The following is a 19,679-nucleotide window of genomic DNA, read 5'->3' as shown; positions in this document are numbered from 1 at the left end:
CCCATGACCGAGGGGCCAGTCAGACGGAGAGCCACACCCGCCGCTGTCGACCACCAACCCACCATCACCGGGCCGGTAGCGCCACCTTCACAGTCAGGGGCCGGAGGCAGCGCCGGTCCCGGTCGCGGCGACCGCCACGTCGGCGTTAGCGACGACCCCGAGTGAGTGGGGCCTGGCGGCGTCGTCGGCTGCCCGTGTCAGGGCAGGCGGTACCGGTCATGACGGGACCGACCGGTTGGGGCGGCGCTCGGCCACCAACGCCTCATCAACTGGCCCACGCCCTGAGGCACTCGGCCCATACCGTGCCGATCGCCGGGCAGGCACCGGAAGGACTCGGAGGGACGTATATCGAACTTTGAGACCAGGTCTTAGCCGACAGCTGCACGAGGCGTTACGGGAACGCCCTCAGCGTGTCTTCAACTCGCCCGTTTAGGCTTCCCGCTCGTGACCGGAGCGCTGACGCGTAGGACGGCCGGGACGCTCTTCAGAGCGTCGCTCGGCCGGCTCCGGCGTCGGGGCAGCTTCGGTGTGCGGCAGCTCGCGGTGGCCGCGGTGCTGGTGCTGGTCGGCGGCGCGCTCGCCCTCTGCTGCTGCACCGACAGCCCGGGCCGGGCGGAAGCCGGGAGCGCTGCGAACGCACCGGCCGCCGTCGGGCTCGTCGCTCATCGCGCCGATCCGGACCAGCACGACTCCGGCGCGGACACCGGCGACGGGCGGGTGCTCAGCGCTACCGAGAACCCGGACGCGGGGACCGCGCGGCTCAGTGCGTCCACCGCCGTCCACCGCGCTACGCCTGGCCGTGCTGCTGAGCGAGCCGGCCAGGGCGTCCGGGTGGCCGAGACGTGCGGGGCAGGGGCGACGTCGGATGCCGCCGCGACAGCGCCCCCCGGGCGCGCGATGCTGACCGCGCCCACCGCGACCGCCGTCGTCTCGACGGCACCCCTTGCCCCACCAGCAGTGATCAGGGCCGTGGATGCGCAGCTCCTCGATCACCTCGTAGCTCAGGCGTCGCCTTACCGGCTGTGCGTGATGCGGACGTAGATCGACCGTCGCCGGTCGTTCTGCAACTCCTGCACACGCCGCCCTCGGTGCCCGGTACGCCGGGCTGGGTCCTCACCGTGACCGGGCGGTTCCTCGAAGGCGCGTGGCGCCTCCCTCTTCTGCCCTCGGCAAGGTGACTGAGCTGTGATGTCCCAGGGTGCGGATTCCCCGCACGGATCAAGTCTTGACCTCCCCACCGAGAATCTCCGTCCCCGCCGGTCCGCCGACAGTGCATCGACGCCCGCAGCGCCCGACACGTCGCCCCCGGGCCGGCCGGTGTCGGCCGGACCGACCTGGTGGGTGGTGGCGATCGCCGCGGTCGTCGTCGTGCTGTCGGTGGTCCGCGCGTTCGCGCCGATGACCGCCTACCCGGGCGACATCTGGCGGCAGTCGGACACGGCCACGATCGCGCGGAACTTCGCGGCGAACGGGATGAACATCTTCTTCCCGCAGATCGACTGGGGCGGGTCCGGCCCGGGTTATGTGGAGACCGAGTTCCCGTTGTCGCCCTGGCTCACGGGGCTGACCTATCTGGTGTTCGGTGAGCACATCGTGCTCGGCCGGCTGATCTCGCTGGCGTTCATGCTGGTCGCGGCGACCGCGTTCTGGGGCCTGGTGCGGCGGCTGCTGCCGGCCACGGCGGCCCGATGGGCGCTGGCGGCGTTCTTCCTGTCCCCGGCGTTCATGCGGTGGGGCAGCGCCTTCATGCCCGAGGCGACGGTGCTGGCGTTCTCCGTTCTCGCGCTGCTCGGGTTCTGCCGCTGGCTGCAGGAAGACCGGCCCGCGTTCCTGGTGTGGGCGGCGGCCGCGACCTCCGCGGCGGCTCTCGTCAAGCCGACGTCGTTGCACATCGGGCTGGTCATCGGGCTGTGGGTGGTGTTCGCTGCGCGAGATCGGCTGCGCCGCCCCTCGCTGTACGTCGCCGGGGTCGCGGCCCTGGTCGCGCCGGCGCTGTGGCTGCGCCATGCCGCGTCGCTGCACGCCACCTACGGCAACACCTTCGGCGTGATCTCCGGTGGGGACAGCAAGTGGGGCAGCCTGTCGCTGTGGCTGAGCCCGGCGTTCTACCTGGGCAACCTCCGCACCGAGACGATCTTCATCTACGGGCTCGTCGGGCTCCCGCTCGCAGCGCTCGGGGTGTTCCGGCTGTGGCGGCACCGCGCGGACAGCTCACCGGCACAGGGCTCCTCGGCGGTGCTCGGGGTGTCGCCGCTGCCGCTGCTGGGCGCGGGTGCGATGGCGTTGACGGTCTACTACTTCGCGGCCGGCCGCTACACCAGTACCGACCTGGGCATCCAGTACCACGTCTACTCGCTGCCCTACGCCGCGATCGCCGTCGGTGTCGGGGTCGGCGTCGTCCTGGGCCCGGTCCGGGCCCGGCTGAGCCGGCCGGTCACCGCGGCGGCCGCGGCCGTGGTGGGGCTGTTGCTCGGGGCACAGGCGGTCAACGTGTTCGCCCAGTCGCTGCAGGACAAGGCCGGCGTGTTCGGCAGCTGCGCGATCGCGCTCGATGCCGTGTCGACCCCGTCGGATCTGGCCGTGGTGTCGACGACCAGCCGCACGGTCGAGGACGGGGTGACCAACAACTACCAGGAGCCGGTCGTGTTCTTCCTGGCCGACCGCAAGGGGTGGAGCCTGGCCGCCGATCGGCACACCCCGGAGGAGGTGGCACGCCTCCGCGACGCCGGCGCCCGGCACCTGGTCGTGGGCGACCCGCAGCTCGTCCCGCCCGGTGGACCGCTGGCGGCCTGGCTGGCCGAGAACGCCCGCCGGCTGCGCACCGGCGAGCGGGACGGATGCTCGGTGTGGGACCTCGCTGCGCCCGCCTCCAGTGACGAGCCCATGGACGAGGAGGGCACCGGGGGCCCGTGACGTCCGCCCGATCTACCTGCCGGCCACGGGGGCAGCCGGCTCTCGCGACGTGAGTCCGACGACGAGCAGGCCGACGCCGAAGACGAGGATGACGAGCTGCAGGGCGATGCCGACGGCGTCCTGGAAGCCGCTCTCCAGTCCTTCGTAGCCGATGGAGACCCCTATGACGAGGGAGAGCAGGCCGCCGACCACCAGGAGGACGCCGAGCCAGCTCGCGAGGAGGCGGCTCACCACAATTGCGGCGCCCACGAGCACGAAGGCCACGCCGAGCAGGACCCGGAAGTAGCTCTGGACGCCCCACTCGATCCAGCGGGTGGTTTCGGCATCGGCGAAGCGGGTCGGCTTCTCGGTCTCCGCTGCGGCGGCCCACGCCTCGACGTTCTGCTTGAGCGTGACGCCGTCCACCGCTTGGAGTACGGCCCAGGCCCCGGCGCTCGCAATGATCGCCCCCGTGGCCAGCAGCGCGAGAGAGGGCGCTTCTCGTCGCAGGGCGTGGCAGAGCACGAGCAGGCCGGAAAGGGCCACGAGCACGAGGAGGAACTCCGCGAGGTGGGTGGCGACCCAGGCGCCGCTCGCCGCGTACGCGGCGAAGATCGCTTCGTGGTTGTCTTCCTCTCCGGTCGGATGCAAGAGCATCCGCTGGATGGCGTTCACGACGAAGCCCCCGAGCAGTAGCGCACCGCTGAGGGTCAGCGCACTGCGGTCTGACGATCCTGCCGCTCGCATGCTCATCGCCGCGATCCTTCCCGCTGCGAGACAGGTGGCCCGGCCCTGACCCCCGAGATGCCGGTTCCGGGGCGCAACCCGAGGCCCACGGACCACGCTGTCCCAGGAAGCGCAGCGAGTCGCAGAGGAAAATGGCCTGCTCAGTGAGGCGGAAGTCCTCCCTGCTGGACCATCCTTCGGTCCGTGGCCGGCTCGTCCTGGGACGAGCCGGCCACGGGACCATCTGTCGGCGAGACCTCGCAGTGGCGCCTAGCGTGCCGTCGGGCGGAACCGGCGCAGCCGCAGGCTGTTCCCGACGACGAAGACCGAGCTGAACGCCATGGCGGCGCCGGCGAGCATCGGGTTGAGCAGGCCCAGGGCGGCCAGCGGCAGGGCGGCGACGTTGTAGGCGAACGCCCAGAACAGGTTGCCCTTGATCGTGCCCAGGGTGCGCCGGGCCAGGCGGATCGCGTCGGCCGCGGTGCGCAGGTCGCCACGGACGAGGGTGATGTCGGCGGCCTCGATGGCGACGTCGGTGCCGGTGCCCATCGCGAGCCCGAGATCGGCCCGGGCCAGCGCGGCGGCGTCGTTGACCCCGTCGCCGACCATCGCCACGACCCGGCCCCGGGTCTGCAGGTCCTCGATCACCCGCAGCTTGTCACTGGGCAGGACGTCGGCGATCACGGTCTGCGGACCGACGTCGATCCCGACCTCGCGGGCGACGGCCTCGGCCGCGGCCCGGTTGTCGCCGGTGAGCAGGATCGGGGTGAGCCCGAGCCCGCGCAGCCGCGTGATCGCCTCCGCCGAGGTGTCCTTCACCGCGTCCGCGACCACCAGCACCGCCCGCGCCTCGCCGTCCCAGGCCACGGCGATCGCCGTGCGGCCCTGCGCGGCCTCGGCCTGCGCGGCGGCGGCGAGCTCCCCGGTCAGGGGCCGGCTCCAGTCCTGCAGCAGCCGGGGCCGCCCGACGAGCACGGCGTGCCCGTCCACGACGCCCTGCACGCCGAGGCCCTCGTGATTGGCGAACTCCGCCACCTCGGGCAGTCGCCCGACCCGGTCGCGGGCCGCGCGCACGACGGCCTGGGCGATCGGGTGCTCGGAGGCGTCCTCCAGGGCCCCGGCGAGCCGGAGCACCTCCAGCTCGTCGACCCCGTCCGCGGTGTGCACCCCGGCCAGGGTCATCCGGCCGGTCGTGACCGTGCCGGTCTTGTCCAGCACGATCGTGTCGACGCGGCGGGTGGACTCCAGCACCTCGGGGCCCTTGATGAGGATGCCGAGCTGGGCGCCGCGGCCGGTGCCGACCAGCAGCGCGGTCGGGGTGGCCAGCCCGAGCGCGCACGGGCAGGCGATGATCAGCACTGCGACCGCGGCGGTGAACGCCGCCGCGGCACCGGATCCGGTGCCCAGCCAGAACCCCAGGGTGACCGCGGCGAGGGCGATCACGATCGGCACGAACACCCCGGAGATCCGGTCCGCGAGCCGCTGCACGGCCGCCTTGCCGGTCTGGGCGTCCTCGACCAGCTTGGCCATCTGGGCGAGCTGGGTGTCCGAGCCGACCCGGCGGGCCTCGACGATCAGCCGGCCGCCGGCGTTGACGGTCGCCCCGACCACGTCGTCGCCCACGCCGACCTCGACCGGCACGGGCTCGCCGGTCAGCATCGACACGTCGACCGCGGAGCTGCCCTCGACCACGGTCCCGTCGGTGGCGATCTTCTCCCCAGGCCGGACCACGAACCGGTCGCCGACGGCCAGCTGCCCGACGGGGATCCGCAGCTCACCGGAGCCGCGCAGCACGGCAACGTCCTTGGCACCGAGCTCGAGCAGCGCCCGCAGTGCGGCGCCGGCGCGACGCTTCGAGCGGGCCTCGAAGTAGCGCCCGGCCAGGATGAAGGTGGTGACCCCGGCGGCGACCTCGAGATAGATGTTGCCCGCCCCGTCCGACGGGCTGATGGTCAGCGCGAACGGGTGCGTCATGCCCGGGGTGCCGGCGGTGCCGAACAGCAGCGCGTACAACGACCAGGCGAAGGCCGCGAGGGTGCCCAGCGAGATCAGAGTGTCCATGGTCGCCGCGCCGTGGCGCAGGTTCGTCCAGGCAGCCCGGTGGAAGGGCAGCGCTCCCCACACGATCACCGGCGCGGCCAGGACCAGCGAGATCCACTGCCAGTAGGTGAACTGCCAGGCCGGGACCATCGCCAGGGCCACGACCGGTACCGACAGGACGATCGAGGTCAGCAGTCGCTGCCGGGCGTCGCGCAGCTCATCCGGCTCCGGCTCGGCGTCGTCGCGGCGCTGGTCCGGCCCCGACGGGATACCGGAATGCGGCGCGGGCGGCTCGGGCAGGCGGGCGTGATAGCCCGCGGCCTCGACGGTCGCGACGAGATCGTCGGTGCTGATCCCGCCGGCGGCGCGGATCCTGGCCTTCTCGGTGGCGTAGTTGACCGTGGCGGCGACCCCGTCGAGCTTGTTGAGCTTGCGCTCGATGCGGTTGGCGCACGACGCGCAGGTCATCCCGCTGATCGCGAGCTCGACCTCGGTCACCGTGCCCGCATCGGTGCCCGGTGCGGAGGTGTGGCTGGTGGTGGACATCAGTGCCCCCCTCCTGCGCCCGCGGAGTGGGCGGCCTCGTGCGGGGTGAGACCCGCCGCGCCGCCGGGCTGTGCCGCCGGGGCCGGCTCGGGTGCCGGATCAGCTGCCGTGCCCGACGGTCCGGTGGGCAGGGTGAACTTGGCGGTGCGCACCGTTCCGGCGTGCTGGAAGTCCAGGAACAGCCGGTAGCTCCCGGCCGAGGGGACCTCGGCGACGAACCGGATCTGCGGGCCGGGAGCGGTGCGGCCGTCGCCGGGGCTGCCGTCGGGGTGCACGTGCAGGTACGCGAGATCGGTCGACCGCAGCGCGACGAGGTGCCCGTAGGCGCCCAGGTAGGGCTGCAGGTCGTTCACCGGCACGCCGTCGCGGGTGACCGTGAGCGTCAGCGGTGAGGACCGGCCCGGGGTCAGCTCGCCGTCGAGTCGGACCTGGTAGCCGTCGACCTCGGCGGTCCTGCTGGTCGGGTGCTCGACCGGGGCGTAGGTGCCGGCCACGGACAGATCGACGCCGAGGGTCGTCGCCGGCCCGCCGGTCGGGGTGAAGTCGGCGAAGGCCCGGTAGACCCCGCCGTCGGGGACGTCGAGGCGGGTGTGCCAGGTGCCGTCGGGGTCCATGGTCGGGTGCAGGTGTTGGAAGCCGGTGGTGTCGCGGCGCACGACGATCAGGTGCAGCCGCTTGGTGTGCTCCTCGTCGAACGCGGTGACCGGCGCCCCGTCGGGGCCGGTGATGCGGAAGGCGAGGTCGGTGGTCCCGCCGGGCAGCGTCGAGGCGGTGGGCGTGAGGGTGTAGCCGCCCCTGCTCGACGCCAGCCCGGCCGGCTGGTCTGCGGTCTCCGGGACGGCGCCGCTGTGGACGTCCCCGTGGCCGGCGTTCCCGCCGCCGGACGTGCCCGGGTTCCCGGCCGTCGAGGCGGCGGGGGCGGGGCTGGTGAGGGGACCGACTGCGGATCCGGTCGCGTACGCCCCGACGGTGAGCAGGGCGAGCGCCGCGCCGTAGGCGGAGAGCTTCGCAAGAGTGTTCATGTTCAGTCCCTTGCCGGGTGCCCGCCGACCCGACGGTCGGGGGCTGGGTCGGTGCGGCTACGAGGCCGCGAGCTGGTAGCCGGCCTCCTCGACAGCGGCGCGGATGTCCGCGTCGTCGACCGAGGTGTCGCTGGTGATGGCGACCGCGCCGGTGGGCAGGTCGACGGCGACCGCGCGGACGCCTCGGACCTCGCCGATCTCCTCGCGCACCGAGGCGACGCAGTGCTCGCAGGTCATCCCGGTGACGGTGTAGGTGCTGGTGGCCATCACGTGTGCCTTTCTTCCCTGCGGTCCGCCGCCGGGTGGTGCGGACACGACGAACCGAGCAGCCGGCGGGGAGCCGGTGCTTGCGCTTGCGCTTGCGCGAAGGGCGGGAGCGCGGCGCCGTGGCCGCGCCCCACGCCGGTCAGGACCTGACCAGGCGGGCGATCGCGGCGCTCGCCTCGGCCACCTTCTGGTCGGCGACCTGCCCGCCCTCGGCGACCGCGTCGGTGACGCAGTGCTTGAGGTGCTCGTCGAGCAGGTTCAGCGCGACGGCCTCCAGGGCCTTGTTCACCGCGGCCACCTGGGTGAGCACGTCGATGCAGTACTTGTCCGACTCGATCATCCTGGTGATGCCGCGGACCTGGCCCTCGATCCGACGCATCCGCTTGAGGTGGCTGTCCTTGGTGTCCGCGTACCCGTTCACGGCGACTCCTCCCGTCCGACTGCCGACGACTATACCCTAGGGGGGTACCCTATGCGAGGGCCTGCGTGGGAAATCGGTCACCGGATGCGCGTGCGGCGGTGAGGTCGCGCGGCTCACCCTCGCTCCCGGGCTGCGGGGCTGCGGGCGCGGTCGGGCGCGCGTCGCTATCGTCGGGTTCGTGGACGGGGTCGGGCGACGCGGCTTGCAGCAGGTTCTGCTGATGCTGTCGCTGATTGTGGGTGTGGTGACCATGCACTCCACCGTCGCCTGCCACGATGCCACCGGGCACGCCGAGAAGGCTGCGGCCCATCTCGGTGGCTCCCCGTCCACCGTGCACCCGTTCGCCGCGGTCCTCGCGGCTCCGGCGGCGATGGCCGCTGTCGACGCCCACGCTGCCGACTCCTCCCTCGGCCACCCGATGACGACGGCGAGCACCGCTGCAGGGGCGGGGGTGGCGCCGGTGATGCGCGGGGCCGACTCGACCGTCGGCACGGACCGGCCCGGGCAACATTCGGCGCTGCACGATCTTCTCCACCTGTGCCTGGCGGTGCTGACCGCCCTGATCGCGTTCGCGGCCGCGGCGCTGCTCGCCCTCCTGGTCGGGAGAGCGACCCGGCGGCACGCGTCGACGACGGGTGGGCGGCCGGTGGCCGGGCCCCGGGCGCCGCCACCGACCTCGGTCCGGCTCGCGCAGCTCTGCGTGCTGCGGAACTGATCGGCCTCCAGCGCAGGAGAGCGCTGGTCCGATCACATCCGTCTGCACACAGGAGCGTCTTCATCGTGAACAGCAAGTCCGTCCTCGGCGTGCTCGGCACCGCCGCCGCCACCGTCGTCCTCGTCGCCGGCTGTAGCGGCGCGAGCGACACCGCCACCGGCACGTCGACCACCCCGAGCGCGGCGGCCACCTCGTCGGCTGCCACCAGCGCTGCGCACAACGCCGCCGACACCGCCTTCGTCCAGGGCATGATCCCGCACCACACCCAGGCCGTTCAGATGTCGGAAATGGCGGCCCAGCGCGCGAGCAACGAGCAGGTCAAGCAGCTCGCCACCCGGATCCAGCAGGCCCAGGGCCCGGAGATCGAGCAGATGCGCGGATTCCTCGCCGCCTGGGGCGAGCCGGAGACCGGCTCGGCCGGCCCGAGCGGATCCCTGGGCGGTATGGACCACGGCAGCATGAACGGCAGCACCAGCATGCCGATGTCTCAGGGCACGGGCGGCATGATGACCGACCAGCAGATGCAGCGACTCGGCCAGGCCGACGGCACGGCCTTCGACCGGATGTTCTTGCAGATGATGACCGAGCACCACAACGGCGCCATCCAGATGGCCCGGACCGAGCTCGCTCAGGGGCAGAACCCGGACGCCAAGGCCCTGGCCCAGAAGATCATCGACGACCAGCAGGCCGAGATCACCGAGATGCAGCAGCTGCTCGCGACTCTCTGACCTCGTGAGGACGGGCAGAGGTGGGCCGGCACGGCCCACCTCTGCCTGCCCGGTGAGGGGCCGCCCGGCTGCTCTGTCGCATCGCAGCGCCACCTGATCTCGCGCACGCCTGCTCACCTCGAGCACCTGGGCCGCCGGCCGGTCAAGCAGCAACGACCTGACCTCCTTCTGTCCGAACGGCCCTAACCCGCCGTCCGCGGCGACGGAAACATCCCGCCCCATCAGCGAGATCTCGGAGGAGCCGATGATCGCGCCCACTCTGCCGTCCACGCTTCTGCCGTCCGTCCTGCGGACGCCCGTGCTGGTGGGCGCGGTCCTGGCCCGGCGTCCTGTCCTGCGCCGACGGGACCGCTGGACCCGCGACCGGCTACAGGCCCACCAGGCCCGCGAGCTGGATCGGCTGCGGCGTCACGCCTACGCGCACTCGCCGTTCTACCGGCGCCTGCACGCCGGACGGCTGGACGCGCCATTGTGCGAGCTGCCGGTGCTGACCAAGGCGCAGCTGATGGAGCATTTCGACGAGGTGTCCACCCGCCCGGACGTGCGCCTGGCCGCGACCGAGGCCTACCTGGCCCGGGCGCGCGGCGATGAGCTGTTCCGCGGGCGCTACTACGTCGCCGGCACCGCCGGCACGACCGGACGCCGCGGGGTGTTCGTGTGGGGCTTCGCCGAGTGGGTGCACGTCGTCAGCTCCTACGACCGGGCCTTCGACTGGGCCGGCTCGGTAGCCGGCCCGACGCGTCGGGTCAAGACCGCAATCGTCAGCTCCACCGACCCCAGCCACCAGTCCGCACGTGTGGGGGCGTCGATCCACAGCCGCTGGGTGCCCACCCTGCGGCTCGACGCCGGCGAGGACCCGGACAGCATCGTCGAGCAGCTGAACACCTGGCGGCCGCAGATGCTCATCGCCTACGCCTCGATGCTCCGCCTGCTGGCCGCCCGCCAACTCGGCGGCCACCTGGCCATCGCGCCGCGGTTCGTGTTCAGCGCCTCGGAGGTCCTGACCGACTCCACCCGCCAGCTCGCCACCCAGGCCTGGGGCACCGTCCCGCACGACGTCTACGCCGCCACCGAGACCGCCGCCATCGCCGCGGAGTGCGGCCTCCACCAGGGCATGCACCTGTTCGAAGACCTCGTCATCAGCGAGATCGTCGACGAGCACGACCAGCCCGTCCCCGCGGGCACCTACGGAGCGAAGGTCCTGGTCACCGTGCTGTTCTCCCGGACACTGCCGCTGATCCGCTACGAGATGAGCGACAGCGTCAGCCCCGCCGGACAGCATGACTGCCCGTGTGGGCGACCCTACGCACTGATCACCGGAGTCCAGGGCCGCGAGCAGGAGGCACTGACCTTCCCGACCGCCCAGGGCGGATTGCGCGCCGTGCACCCGATCGTCTTCCACCACGTGATGGACCCCGTGCACACCGCCGGCTGGCAGATCAACCAACTTCCCGACGGCGAGCTCGAGGTCCTGCTGCTGCCGGCCGGCCCGGTCGGCCCGGTCGACGAGGTCGAGAAGGCCCTGGTCCGCCGCGACCTCGCCGAGGCGCTGACCGAGCAGGGCGTGCTCCCGCCCCCGGTCCGAGTGCGGACGCTCACCGCCATCCCGCGCACGTCGCTCGGCAAAGCCCCGCTCGTCCAGGCCACACGACCCTATACGCCTACCCCCTAGGGGTATATGGTGCGGTCGTCGGACGAAGGAGGCAGCGATGACGGCGCAGCGCACCACGACCGGGCCGGTCGAGACCGCGGTGCTGGAGGTGCGCGGGGTGTTGTGGGCGAGCGAGAAGGCCGTCGTCGAGACGGTGCTCGGCCGGCGGCCCGGCGTGCACGCGGTGGAGGCCAACCCCGTCGCACAGACCGCGACCGTTCGCTACGACCCCACCCGCACCACGGTGGCCGAGCTGGCGGGCTGGATCCGCGACTGCGGCTACGCCTGCCAGGGCCGCTCGGTGCCCGAGCACGTCTGCGACCCGCTCGCCGACTCCCGCGACACCGGCGCCGCCCCGACCGGGCAGGACACCGCACACGCCGTTGCCGCACCGGAGGCGGAGGTGTCCCCGCACGAGATGACGGGGCACGGCGACATGTCGATGGCGGCGATGGTCGCCGACATGCGCAACCGGTTCCTGGTCGCCGCGGTGCTGTCGGTGCCGGTGCTGCTGTGGTCCCCGATCGGGCGCGAGGTGTTCGGCTTCACCACGCCGGCCCCGTTCGGCCTGCGCGACGACGTGTTCGCCCTGATCCTCAGTCTGCCGGTGATCCTCTACTCGGCCTGGATCTTCTTCGACGGCGCGGTCCGGGCGTTGCGGGCCCGCACGCTGGACATGATGGTGCTCGTCGCCGTGGCCGTCGGCGCCGGCTGGGGCTACTCGCTGGTGGTCACGCTGACCGGCGGCGGCGAGGTGTTCTACGAGGCCGCGACGGTGCTGACCGCGTTCGTGCTGCTCGGGCACTGGTTCGAGATGCGCGCCCGCGGCGGCGCCAACGACGCCGTCCGCGCCCTGCTCGACCTGGCCCCGCCCCGCGCGGTGGTGCTGCGCGACGGACGGGAGGTCGAGGTCCCCACCTCCGAGGTCGTCGTCGGCGACCTGCTGCTCGTGCGGCCCGGAGCCAAGATCCCGGTCGACGGCACCGTCACCGACGGCGAATCCGACGTCGACGAGTCCATGGTCACCGGCGAGAGCCTGCCGGTGCACAAACAGCCCGGCAGCGACGTGGTCGGCGCGACGCTCAACGCCGACGGCACCCTGCGGATCCGCGCGACCAAGGTCGGCGCCGACAGCGCCCTGGCCCAGATCGTCGCGCTGGTGCAGCAGGCGCAGAACTCCAAGGCCCCCGGCCAGCGGCTGGCGGACCGCGCCGCTTTCTGGTTGGTGTTCGTCGCCCTGCTCGGTGGCGCAGCCACCTTCGCGGCCTGGGCGTTGTTCTCCGGCGAGCCGCTCACCATGGCCCTGCTGTTCGCCATCACCGTCGTCGTCGTCACCTGCCCCGACGCCCTCGGCCTCGCCACCCCCACCGCCATCATGGTCGGCACGGGGCTGGGCGCCCGCCGCGGCGTGCTGTTCAAGAACGCCTCCGCCCTGGAGTCCTCGGCCCGCATCGACACCGTGGTGATGGACAAGACCGGCACCCTCACCAAGGGCGAGCCGGAGGTCACCGCCCTGGTCACCGACGGGATCGACGAGCACGAGCTGCTCGCCCTGACCGCGGCCGTCGAGCGCAACTCCGAACACCCTCTGGCCCGGGCCGTCGTCGCCCACGCCGAGGCCCGCGACACCCGCGTCGCGGCCGTCGAGCAGTTCACCAACGTGCCCGGGCACGGCGCCGTCGCCACCGTCGACGGCCGCCGGGTCGCGGTGGGCAACCGGCGCCTGCTCGAACGGGAGGGCATCGCCCTCGGCGACCTCGAGCAGCGTCGCGACGAGCTCGCCGAGGCCGGACGCACCACCGTGCTCGTCGCCGTCGACGGCCGCGCCGCCGGGCTGATCGCCCTCGCCGACGCGCCCCGGCCCACCTCCGCCGCGGCCGTCACGGCCCTGCACGAGCTCGGCGTGCAGGTCGTCATGCTCACCGGCGACAACGAGGCCACCGCCCGCCGCATCGCCGACCGGCTCGGCATCGACACCGTCATCGCCGACGTCCTGCCCGGCGACAAGGCCGCGCAGATCACCCGCCTGCAAGAGCGGGGTGGGCGCGTCGCGATGGTCGGCGACGGCGTGAACGACGCCCCCGCCCTGGCCCAGGCCGACCTGGGCATCGCCATCGGCGCAGGCACCGACGTCGCCATCGAGACCGCCGATGTCGTCCTCATGCGCTCCGACCCCCTCGACGTGCCGACCGCCCTGCACATCGGCCGCGGCACCCTGCGCAAGATGCGCCAGAACCTCGCCTGGGCCGTCGGCTACAACGCCATCGCCCTGCCGATCGCCGCCGGCGTCTTCGCCCCCGCCTTCGGCCTCGTCCTGCGACCCGAGATCGCGGCGCTGTCGATGTCCGGATCGAGCTTCCTCGTCGCCGTCAACGCGCTGCTCCTCAAGCGCCTGCGCCTACCCCAGCCACCGCCCGCCGAGCCCCAGGTCCGGGCACCCGAAGGCACGCCCGTCCAGCCCGTGGGCCGCTGACACATCGCCGACGCCGCGAGACGCGGCGGGTCAGGCGGTCGCGAGGACCGAGAGGGTGTTGTCGTCGAAGTTCGTGACGTAGGCGGTGCGCCCGTCGGGAGCCACGGCGATCGTGGTCGGGCTGCGCCCGACCTGCACCGTGGACACGACCGCGCGGGTGCCGGTGTCGATGGTGGAGACGGTGCCGCCGCCGCTGTTGGCGACGTAGGCGTGCTTGCCGTCGGGGGCGAAGACGACGCTCTGCGGCTTCGCCCCGACCGGGATCGTGCCGGTGACCTTCTCGCTCGCGATGTCGATGACGGAGACCGTGTTCTGGTCGTAGTCGACGACGTAGACGGTGCGCTGGTCGGGCGACACGGCCAGGCTGTGCGGGCTGCGGCCCACCGGGATCACCGCGGTGACGGCGAAGGTGTGCCCGTCGAGCACCGAGACGACGTTCGACTCGTGGTCGGCGACGAACGCCTTCGAGCCGTCCGCGGTGAAGGCGACGAAGTGCGGGTTGGGCTTCACCGGGATCCTCCCGGTCACCGACTTGGTCCTCCAGTCGATCACCGAGATGTCCGCGGAGTCGTGGTTCGGGACCAGGATGGTGTTGCCGTCGGGGGAGACCGCGGAGGCGTAGGGGTGCAGGCCGACCGGGATGGTCAGCGTGACCGCGTGCGACGTCGTGTCGACCACGTCGACGGCGTTGACCGCGTTGGCGGCGTTGGTGGCGGGGTTGTAGACGCTCACGTACAGGCGCGCGCCGTCCGGGCTGATGCTGGCGAACTGCGGCGGTCCGTTGGGCACCGGGATGGTCGCCGTGATCCCCATGGTGCCCGTGTCGATCACGGAGATCGAGTTGGAGCCGGTGTTCATGACGTAGGCGGTGCGGCCGTCGGGCGACAGGAGCACGTCCTGCGGGTTCTGCCCGACCGGGGTGGTCCGGGAGACGGTCGGGTTCGCGATGCTCGCGGCGACACCGCCGGCGGCGGCCGGCGACGCGCCGCCGCCGCCGCGGAGCAGGTACACGCCGATCCCCGCCCCGGCCAGCACCACGATCACGGCCACGACGGCGAGGAGGATCCGCAGCGGACGGCGCGAGCGGCCGCTGGGTGGTTTGGCGAGCGGCGGGGGACCGGCGGGCGGACCCGTCGTGGTGGCGGGGGAAGTGGCCACCGCCGTGCCGCCGTCGTCGCGCCCACCACCGGCACCGGCACCGCCACCGCGCCCCGGGCCGCTGTCCCCGCCTCCTCCCGCGCGGGGGTCGGGAATCGGAACAGAACCCACCGCGCCGGACGCCGGGGCGCCCGGAGCGTGAACCTCGGGCGCAGCCGGCTGCACGGGCACGGCACTCGCCCGGACCTCGGCGGGAGCCGCCGGGGACGGCACGGGCGGCGGAGCCCCGGCCGGCGAGGTGCGCTCTGCCGGCGGCACGGGCGGCGGGGCCTCGGCCGGCGCGGGGCTCGCGACGGACGCACCGGCGAGACCCGCCGCCACCCCGCCGCCGGCCACTGGCGCTGCGCTGTCCGCCGCACCCTCGCCGGAACGTGGATCCGCCGTCGGGGCGGCCGCTCCCGCATCCGCGCCGTCCGCGGTCCCGACACCGTTGCCGGAGGGGTGTTCGTACGCTGCGGCGAGCGCCGCCGCGCCGAGCGCGACGACGTGCTTGGGGTGGGCGTCGACGGCGGTGGGCCGGCCCAGCGCCTCGGACACCATCTGCGACACCAGCGGGATGCGCGACGAGCCGCCCACCAGGAGGACGGCGTGGAGGTCCTCCGGCTCGACCGCCGCGGTCCGCAGGGCCCGGCGGAGGGCGCGGACGGTCGACTCGATCGACGGCCGCATCATCTCCTCGAGCTCGGCGCGGGTCAGCCGCACCTCCGCCTGCAGGCTCGGCAGCAGCACCGGGATGATCGTCTCGATGTCGAACGAGAGCGTCTCCTTCGCCAGCACGCACTCCTGCCGCAGCCTGAGCAGCGCCGCCGCGTTCTGCCGGTCCCCGTGGTCGAGGGCGGTCACCGCCCCGTCGAGGGTCCGGTCGACGAAGGCGAACACCGCCTCGTCGAAGTCGATCCCGCCCAGGCCCTCCACGCCCTCGGGCACGCCGAGCGTCTCGAAGCCGGAGCCGCCGCGGTGCCGGAGCACCGTGGCGTCGAAGGTCCCGCCGCCGAAGTCGTACACGGCGATGACCGCCCCCTCGGGCAGACGTTCGTTCGTCGCGTAGTGCGCCGCGGCGGCCTCCGGTTCGGTCGTCATCGTCACGTGCTCGACCTCGGCGATCCGCGGCACCGACCCGAACAGCTCGAGCTTGTAGGGCCCCCAGTTCGCCGGGTGCGTCAGGACGACGTGCTCCGCCGGCCCGCCCTCGCGGTCGGCGACCTTGTCGACGACGGCGTGCAGCAGCGAGGCCAGCACGGAGGCGACCGAGTGCGGAGCCCCGCCGAGGACGAGCGGCGTGGGGTCGCCCAGGCGGCGCTTGAACTCGCGGGCGACCCGGTCGGGCTCCATCATCGCCCGGCGGTTCGCGGCGTCCCCGGTGAGCACCGGGCCGTCACTGCGCCAGAGCACGACCGAGGGGATCGCCGCGGTCCGGTCGCCGAGCGTGGCCATCTCGACGGCGCCCTTGCGGTCGACGGCCGCCGCCGTGTACGTGGTGCCGAGGTCGATTCCGAGGCTGTATCCCACCGGGCCTCCTCCAGACGTCACAGGGGGCGGCAACGGCCCGAGGCCTCCCGCCCGGTCAACCTCCCGGCCACCGCCGCGACCGTCATGAGTAGTGCGCTACTCACCCCGGACGCCGGCCGCGCCCCGACTACTCATTCCGGCGGCTCGTGCCCGACGACTCCTGCCCGACGGCGGGCCCGCCGGTCGCCGCTCACCCGGGGCCGAGCTCGCCGAGGATGCCCTCGCAGCTGCGCACCAGCAGCCGCGCCGCCTGTCCGACCTCGCGCGGCGAGCCGGGGTGTTCGGCACGCAGCTGCCACCGCAGGTGCTGGTCGGCCGCGGCCTTGCGGACCTGCTGGGGTCCGGCGTCGGCGGACAGGCCGAGCCGGGCCCGCGCGTCCGTCCCCGCCGCCCCCAGCAGGAGCTCGGCCGCGGCCGCCTCGTCGGGGGAGAACGGGACCGCCCCCGAGCGGACGGCGTCCAGGAGCGCGATCTCGGCGAACTCGTGGGCCTCGGCACGCACCCGTTCGACCTCGCGTGCGAGACCGGACCCGGCCGGCGGCGGGAACCGCCGGATCACCGCCTCGAGCCCCATCAACGCCGACCGGGCCTTGAGGATCTCCGCGCGCGCCGCGAACTGGTCCGCCAGCACCGCCCGCAACAGCGGCAGGCCGCTGGCCTCCGCCAGCGCCGCCGCGAGGTCGCCGGCGCCGCCGACCTCGCCGTCGCGCACCATGCGCGTGGCGAGCCGCAGCCCGAACATGCCGAACCGGTCGAGCAGCGCGACGCGCTCGTCGGGCAGCAGCGGGACGTCGGAGGGGGCGCTGCGCAGCCGATCGGCCGTGCGCAGCAGCCGGTCCACGTCCGGCGCGCGCGCGAGCACCTCGATCATGCGGTACTCGCTCTCCCGCAGCGCCGCCGCGGAGGACGCCAGCAGCCCCGCCACCGGCACGACGGTGCGGCACAGCGCCCGGATCCGGGGGTCCGCGGCGTAGCGCGTGGCGATCCTGCCCGCGACCTCGAGCGCGTCCGGGCGGGCGTGCCCCACCTCGTCCGCGCGGGCGAGCACGCCCACCGTGTTCACCGCGTTGCGGTCGGGCGAGCCGTCCCGGAACGTCTCGAGGAACCGGATGTCCTCGCCGTGCACGTGGCGCATCAGGTAGACCACCGCGTCGACCTCGGCGGGACCGGCGTCGAGCTCGGCCTCCGGGGTCAGCAGCGCCTCGGTCCGCTCACCGAGCCCGGTGCTCGACCCCATCCCGGGGGTGTCGATCAGCGACATCGTCCGCAACGCCGGGGCCGGCCACTCGACCACGAGCCGCTCGACGTCCGCCGCGGTCACCCCCTCGAGCCGGATGTCGAGCGCTCCCTGCACCCGCCCGAACGGCACCTGCCGCGGCGGCCCCGCGCGCGGGTGGAGGGCCACGCGATAGGTGATCCCGTCGACGTACCAGGTGACGATGCGCGTGCACTCCCCGGCGTCGGTGGCGGCGAGCTGCTGCCCGACCAGCGCGTTCAGCAGCGTGGACTTGCCCGCCTTGACCCGTCCCGCGATCGCCACACGCAACGGTTCGGCGAGCCGGTCGGCCACGGCGCGCAGCTCGGCCTCGGCCGGGCTCCCGGCGTACTCGCCGATCGCCGTCCCGACGAGGGCGGCGACCCGCCGGGCGACCTCGGGCCCGCTCACCGGGCCTCCTCCGGGGCGGTCCGCGCCAGCATGTGCTCCGTGCGGGTGCGGAGGGTGGCGAAGAGCTGCAGGTCCTTCTGCAGCCGGCGCAGCTCGTCGGCGGCGTCCTCGTCGTCGCGCACCGCCTCGCGGGCGGCGTCGACCGCCTCGGAGGCCGACCGCTGGAGCTCCTCGGCCCGCTTGGTGTAGCGCTCGCGCAGGTCCCGCTGCGCCCGCCGGACCGTGTCCCGCGAGTCCTTCGATACCTGCGTCGAGAACTCCTCCACGAACTGGCGCACCGCGGTGCGTGCAGCCGCCCGCCGCTTCTCGATCGCCCGGCGCCGCTCCTCGCCCAGTGCGGCGCGGCCCATCAGCAGGCCCGCGACGATGCCCACGGGGCTGGGGATCACCAGCGTCGTCAGATGCGCGAGCATCGTGAACATCATGTAGCCGGAGTAGGTCTTCTGGAAGATCGCCAGCTTCCCGGTGACCTTCTTCGGGCTCTCGAGCGCGGTCGTGTCGATCGACATCTGCTCCAGCACGTCGACCGGCGCGCGGACCGTGAGGATCTGCTTCTCGACCAGCTCGAAGTGCTCGGCGACCCGGTCCGCCAGCTCGTCGGCGGCCTTGGTGAACCGCGCGTAGTTCTCCAGGGTCTCCGCGGCGAGCCGCGAGCGCAGCCACTTCTCGAACTCGTCCCAGTTGCGCGCCGGATCGCCCTCCTCGATCGCCCGCTCCGCCTCGGTGAGCACCGCCCGGGTACGCACCCGGAGATCGAAGTCGACGTCCGAGGAGATGTCGGCGAAGCCGTCGTACAGCACCTGCTGCCACCGCGCGCTGCGGCTGCGCAGGGTGTCCGCCCGCTCCCGCGCGCGGACGAGCTCGGCCCGCACGTCGCCCGCCGCCTCCGGGCGACCCAGCGCGGCGGCCCGCGCCGAGAGCGCGGGGACGATCTGCCCGATCACCGACTGCAGGTGGGCGCCCACCGACTGCAGTGCGACGCGCTCCGCGTCCTCGACGACGTCGTCGATCCGGCGCACGAGCGGCGGGAACCCGGACTCCTCGTTCAGCTCCGCGTCGGCGGTGGCGGCCGCGTCCGACCGCACCTGTGAGGACACGGGGAAGGCCGCAACCGTGACCCCTTCCCGCTCCAGGTGCGCGAGGTCGAGCTCGAGGATGCGCCGCCAGTGCGGGTACAGGTCGGTCTTGGTCAGGACGAACAGGACGGTGGGGCACAGCTCGACCACGGTCCGCAGGAAGCGCAGCTCCGCCGCCGTGAGCTCCTGCGAGGAGTCGGACACGAACAGCACGGCGTGCGCCGAGGGCAGCGCGCTCGCGGTCACCGCGTTGCGGACCGACCCGAGCCCGCCCACCCCCGGCGTGTCCACCACGATCAGCCCGGACTCCAGCAGCGCCCGGTCCACACCCACCGTCACCGACCGCAGGCGCCGCCGGTTGCCGGGGTTGCCGCCCTCGGCGACGTGGGCGGCGATCTGCTCGAACGCGATCGTCTCGGTCCACGGCGAGCCGACGTCGCCGTCCGGCGGCTCGTAGGTGGCCCGGGCGCTCGGCTCGGTCGCGAACCTCACGACGGTCGGGACGGACGTGGCGATGTCGTCGTCCACGGGACACACCGAGGTGGTCAGCAAGGCGTTGACCAGCGAGCTCTTGCCCTTCTTGTACTCGCCGACGACGTAGACGGTGACACCGGATCCGGACAGCAGGTCCCGGGCGCCGCGGAGCCGCTCGACGAGATCGTCCCGGCGGTACGCGTCGGCGCCGTCGATCGCCAGGTCCACGGTCTCGCGGGCGTAGCGCACCGCGGCGCTCGGTCCCTGCTGCTGGATCATGCTCCCCCCGGCCCGGCCGCCGACCCCCCGGCGGCC

14 protein-coding genes are annotated in these 19,679 nt (G+C 73.4%); 6 read left to right on the top strand and 8 right to left on the bottom strand.

The window, feature by feature from the left end; genetic code table 11:
- Window positions 1-444 precede the first annotated feature (444 nt).
- Together PKE99_RS11700 and PKE99_RS11695 are read left to right on the top strand one after the other, a co-directional pair.
- Entirely contained in the window at window positions 445-1,041 is a 597-nt protein-coding gene (locus tag PKE99_RS11700) for a hypothetical protein (protein WP_037039072.1), read from the top strand.
- 276 nt (window positions 1,042-1,317) lie between these two features.
- The gene (locus tag PKE99_RS11695; RefSeq protein WP_197040392.1) at window positions 1,318-2,913 is read left to right on the top strand and encodes an ArnT family glycosyltransferase; all 1,596 of its coding nucleotides are present in this window, start codon (window positions 1,318-1,320) and stop codon (window positions 2,911-2,913) included.
- Window positions 2,914-2,925: 12 nt separating this feature from the next.
- Here PKE99_RS11695 and PKE99_RS11690 read toward each other — a convergent pair whose 3' ends face one another.
- The 5 genes from PKE99_RS11690 to PKE99_RS11670 all read right to left on the bottom strand — a co-directional run bounded on the left by PKE99_RS11690 (window position 2,926) and on the right by PKE99_RS11670 (window position 7,914).
- Window positions 2,926-3,645: a DUF4386 family protein gene (locus PKE99_RS11690; protein WP_051736558.1), complete on the bottom strand. Its 720-nt coding sequence runs from the start codon at window positions 3,643-3,645 to the stop codon at window positions 2,926-2,928.
- Window positions 3,646-3,888: 243 nt separating this feature from the next.
- Entirely contained in the window at window positions 3,889-6,204 is a 2,316-nt protein-coding gene (locus tag PKE99_RS11685; RefSeq protein ID WP_037039068.1) for a heavy metal translocating P-type ATPase, read from the bottom strand.
- Window positions 6,204-7,226, bottom strand: a complete 1,023-nt coding sequence (locus tag PKE99_RS11680) for a DUF8832 domain-containing protein (RefSeq protein ID WP_051736557.1) — start codon at window positions 7,224-7,226, stop codon at window positions 6,204-6,206. The genes PKE99_RS11685 and PKE99_RS11680 overlap by 1 nt, the downstream gene beginning before the upstream one ends.
- 57 nt (window positions 7,227-7,283) lie before the next feature.
- A complete protein-coding gene (locus PKE99_RS11675; RefSeq protein ID WP_037039066.1) occupies window positions 7,284-7,493 on the bottom strand; it encodes a heavy-metal-associated domain-containing protein in 210 nt (69 codons plus the stop codon).
- Between the two features lie 139 nt (window positions 7,494-7,632).
- Window positions 7,633-7,914 (bottom strand): metal-sensitive transcriptional regulator, encoded by a 282-nt coding sequence (locus tag PKE99_RS11670; protein ID WP_037039063.1) that lies wholly within the window; start codon window positions 7,912-7,914, stop codon window positions 7,633-7,635.
- 220 nt (window positions 7,915-8,134) lie between these two features.
- Here PKE99_RS11670 and PKE99_RS11665 point away from each other — a divergent pair, with 220 nt between their 5' ends.
- The 4 genes from PKE99_RS11665 to PKE99_RS11650 all read left to right on the top strand — a co-directional run bounded on the left by PKE99_RS11665 (window position 8,135) and on the right by PKE99_RS11650 (window position 13,481).
- A complete protein-coding gene (locus tag PKE99_RS11665) occupies window positions 8,135-8,629 on the top strand; it encodes a hypothetical protein (protein WP_081923653.1) in 495 nt (164 codons plus the stop codon).
- Between the two features lie 65 nt (window positions 8,630-8,694).
- Complete coding sequence (locus PKE99_RS11660) at window positions 8,695-9,357, top strand: DUF305 domain-containing protein (RefSeq protein ID WP_037039060.1); 663 nt, start codon at window positions 8,695-8,697, stop codon at window positions 9,355-9,357.
- Window positions 9,358-9,601: 244 nt separating this feature from the next.
- Window positions 9,602-11,029, top strand: coding sequence for a phenylacetate--CoA ligase family protein (locus tag PKE99_RS11655; protein WP_051736555.1), 1,428 nt, complete (start codon window positions 9,602-9,604; stop codon window positions 11,027-11,029).
- Between the two features lie 37 nt (window positions 11,030-11,066).
- Window positions 11,067-13,481, top strand: a complete 2,415-nt coding sequence (locus tag PKE99_RS11650) for a heavy metal translocating P-type ATPase (RefSeq protein ID WP_037039056.1) — start codon at window positions 11,067-11,069, stop codon at window positions 13,479-13,481.
- A gap of 30 nt (window positions 13,482-13,511) precedes the next feature.
- Here PKE99_RS11650 and PKE99_RS11645 read toward each other — a convergent pair whose 3' ends face one another.
- The 3 genes from PKE99_RS11645 to PKE99_RS11635 all read right to left on the bottom strand — a co-directional run bounded on the left by PKE99_RS11645 (window position 13,512) and on the right by PKE99_RS11635 (window position 19,643).
- Entirely contained in the window at window positions 13,512-16,148 is a 2,637-nt protein-coding gene (locus PKE99_RS11645) for an Hsp70 family protein (protein ID WP_037039053.1), read from the bottom strand.
- 190 nt (window positions 16,149-16,338) lie between these two features.
- Window positions 16,339-17,814 (bottom strand): dynamin family protein, encoded by a 1,476-nt coding sequence (locus PKE99_RS11640; RefSeq protein WP_037039052.1) that lies wholly within the window; start codon window positions 17,812-17,814, stop codon window positions 16,339-16,341.
- Window positions 17,811-19,643, bottom strand: coding sequence for a dynamin family protein (locus PKE99_RS11635; protein ID WP_037039050.1), 1,833 nt, complete (start codon window positions 19,641-19,643; stop codon window positions 17,811-17,813). Before PKE99_RS11635 ends, PKE99_RS11640 begins: the two co-directional genes overlap by 4 nt.
- Window positions 19,644-19,679 lie beyond the last annotated feature (36 nt).

It is taken from the genome of Pseudonocardia halophobica (assembly GCF_027922425.1).
GTDB classification, from domain to species: Bacteria; Actinomycetota; Actinomycetes; order Mycobacteriales; family Pseudonocardiaceae; genus Pseudonocardia; species Pseudonocardia halophobica.
Note: the sequence above shows the minus strand (reverse complement) of the source record. Positions and strands in the feature narration are given on the sequence as shown.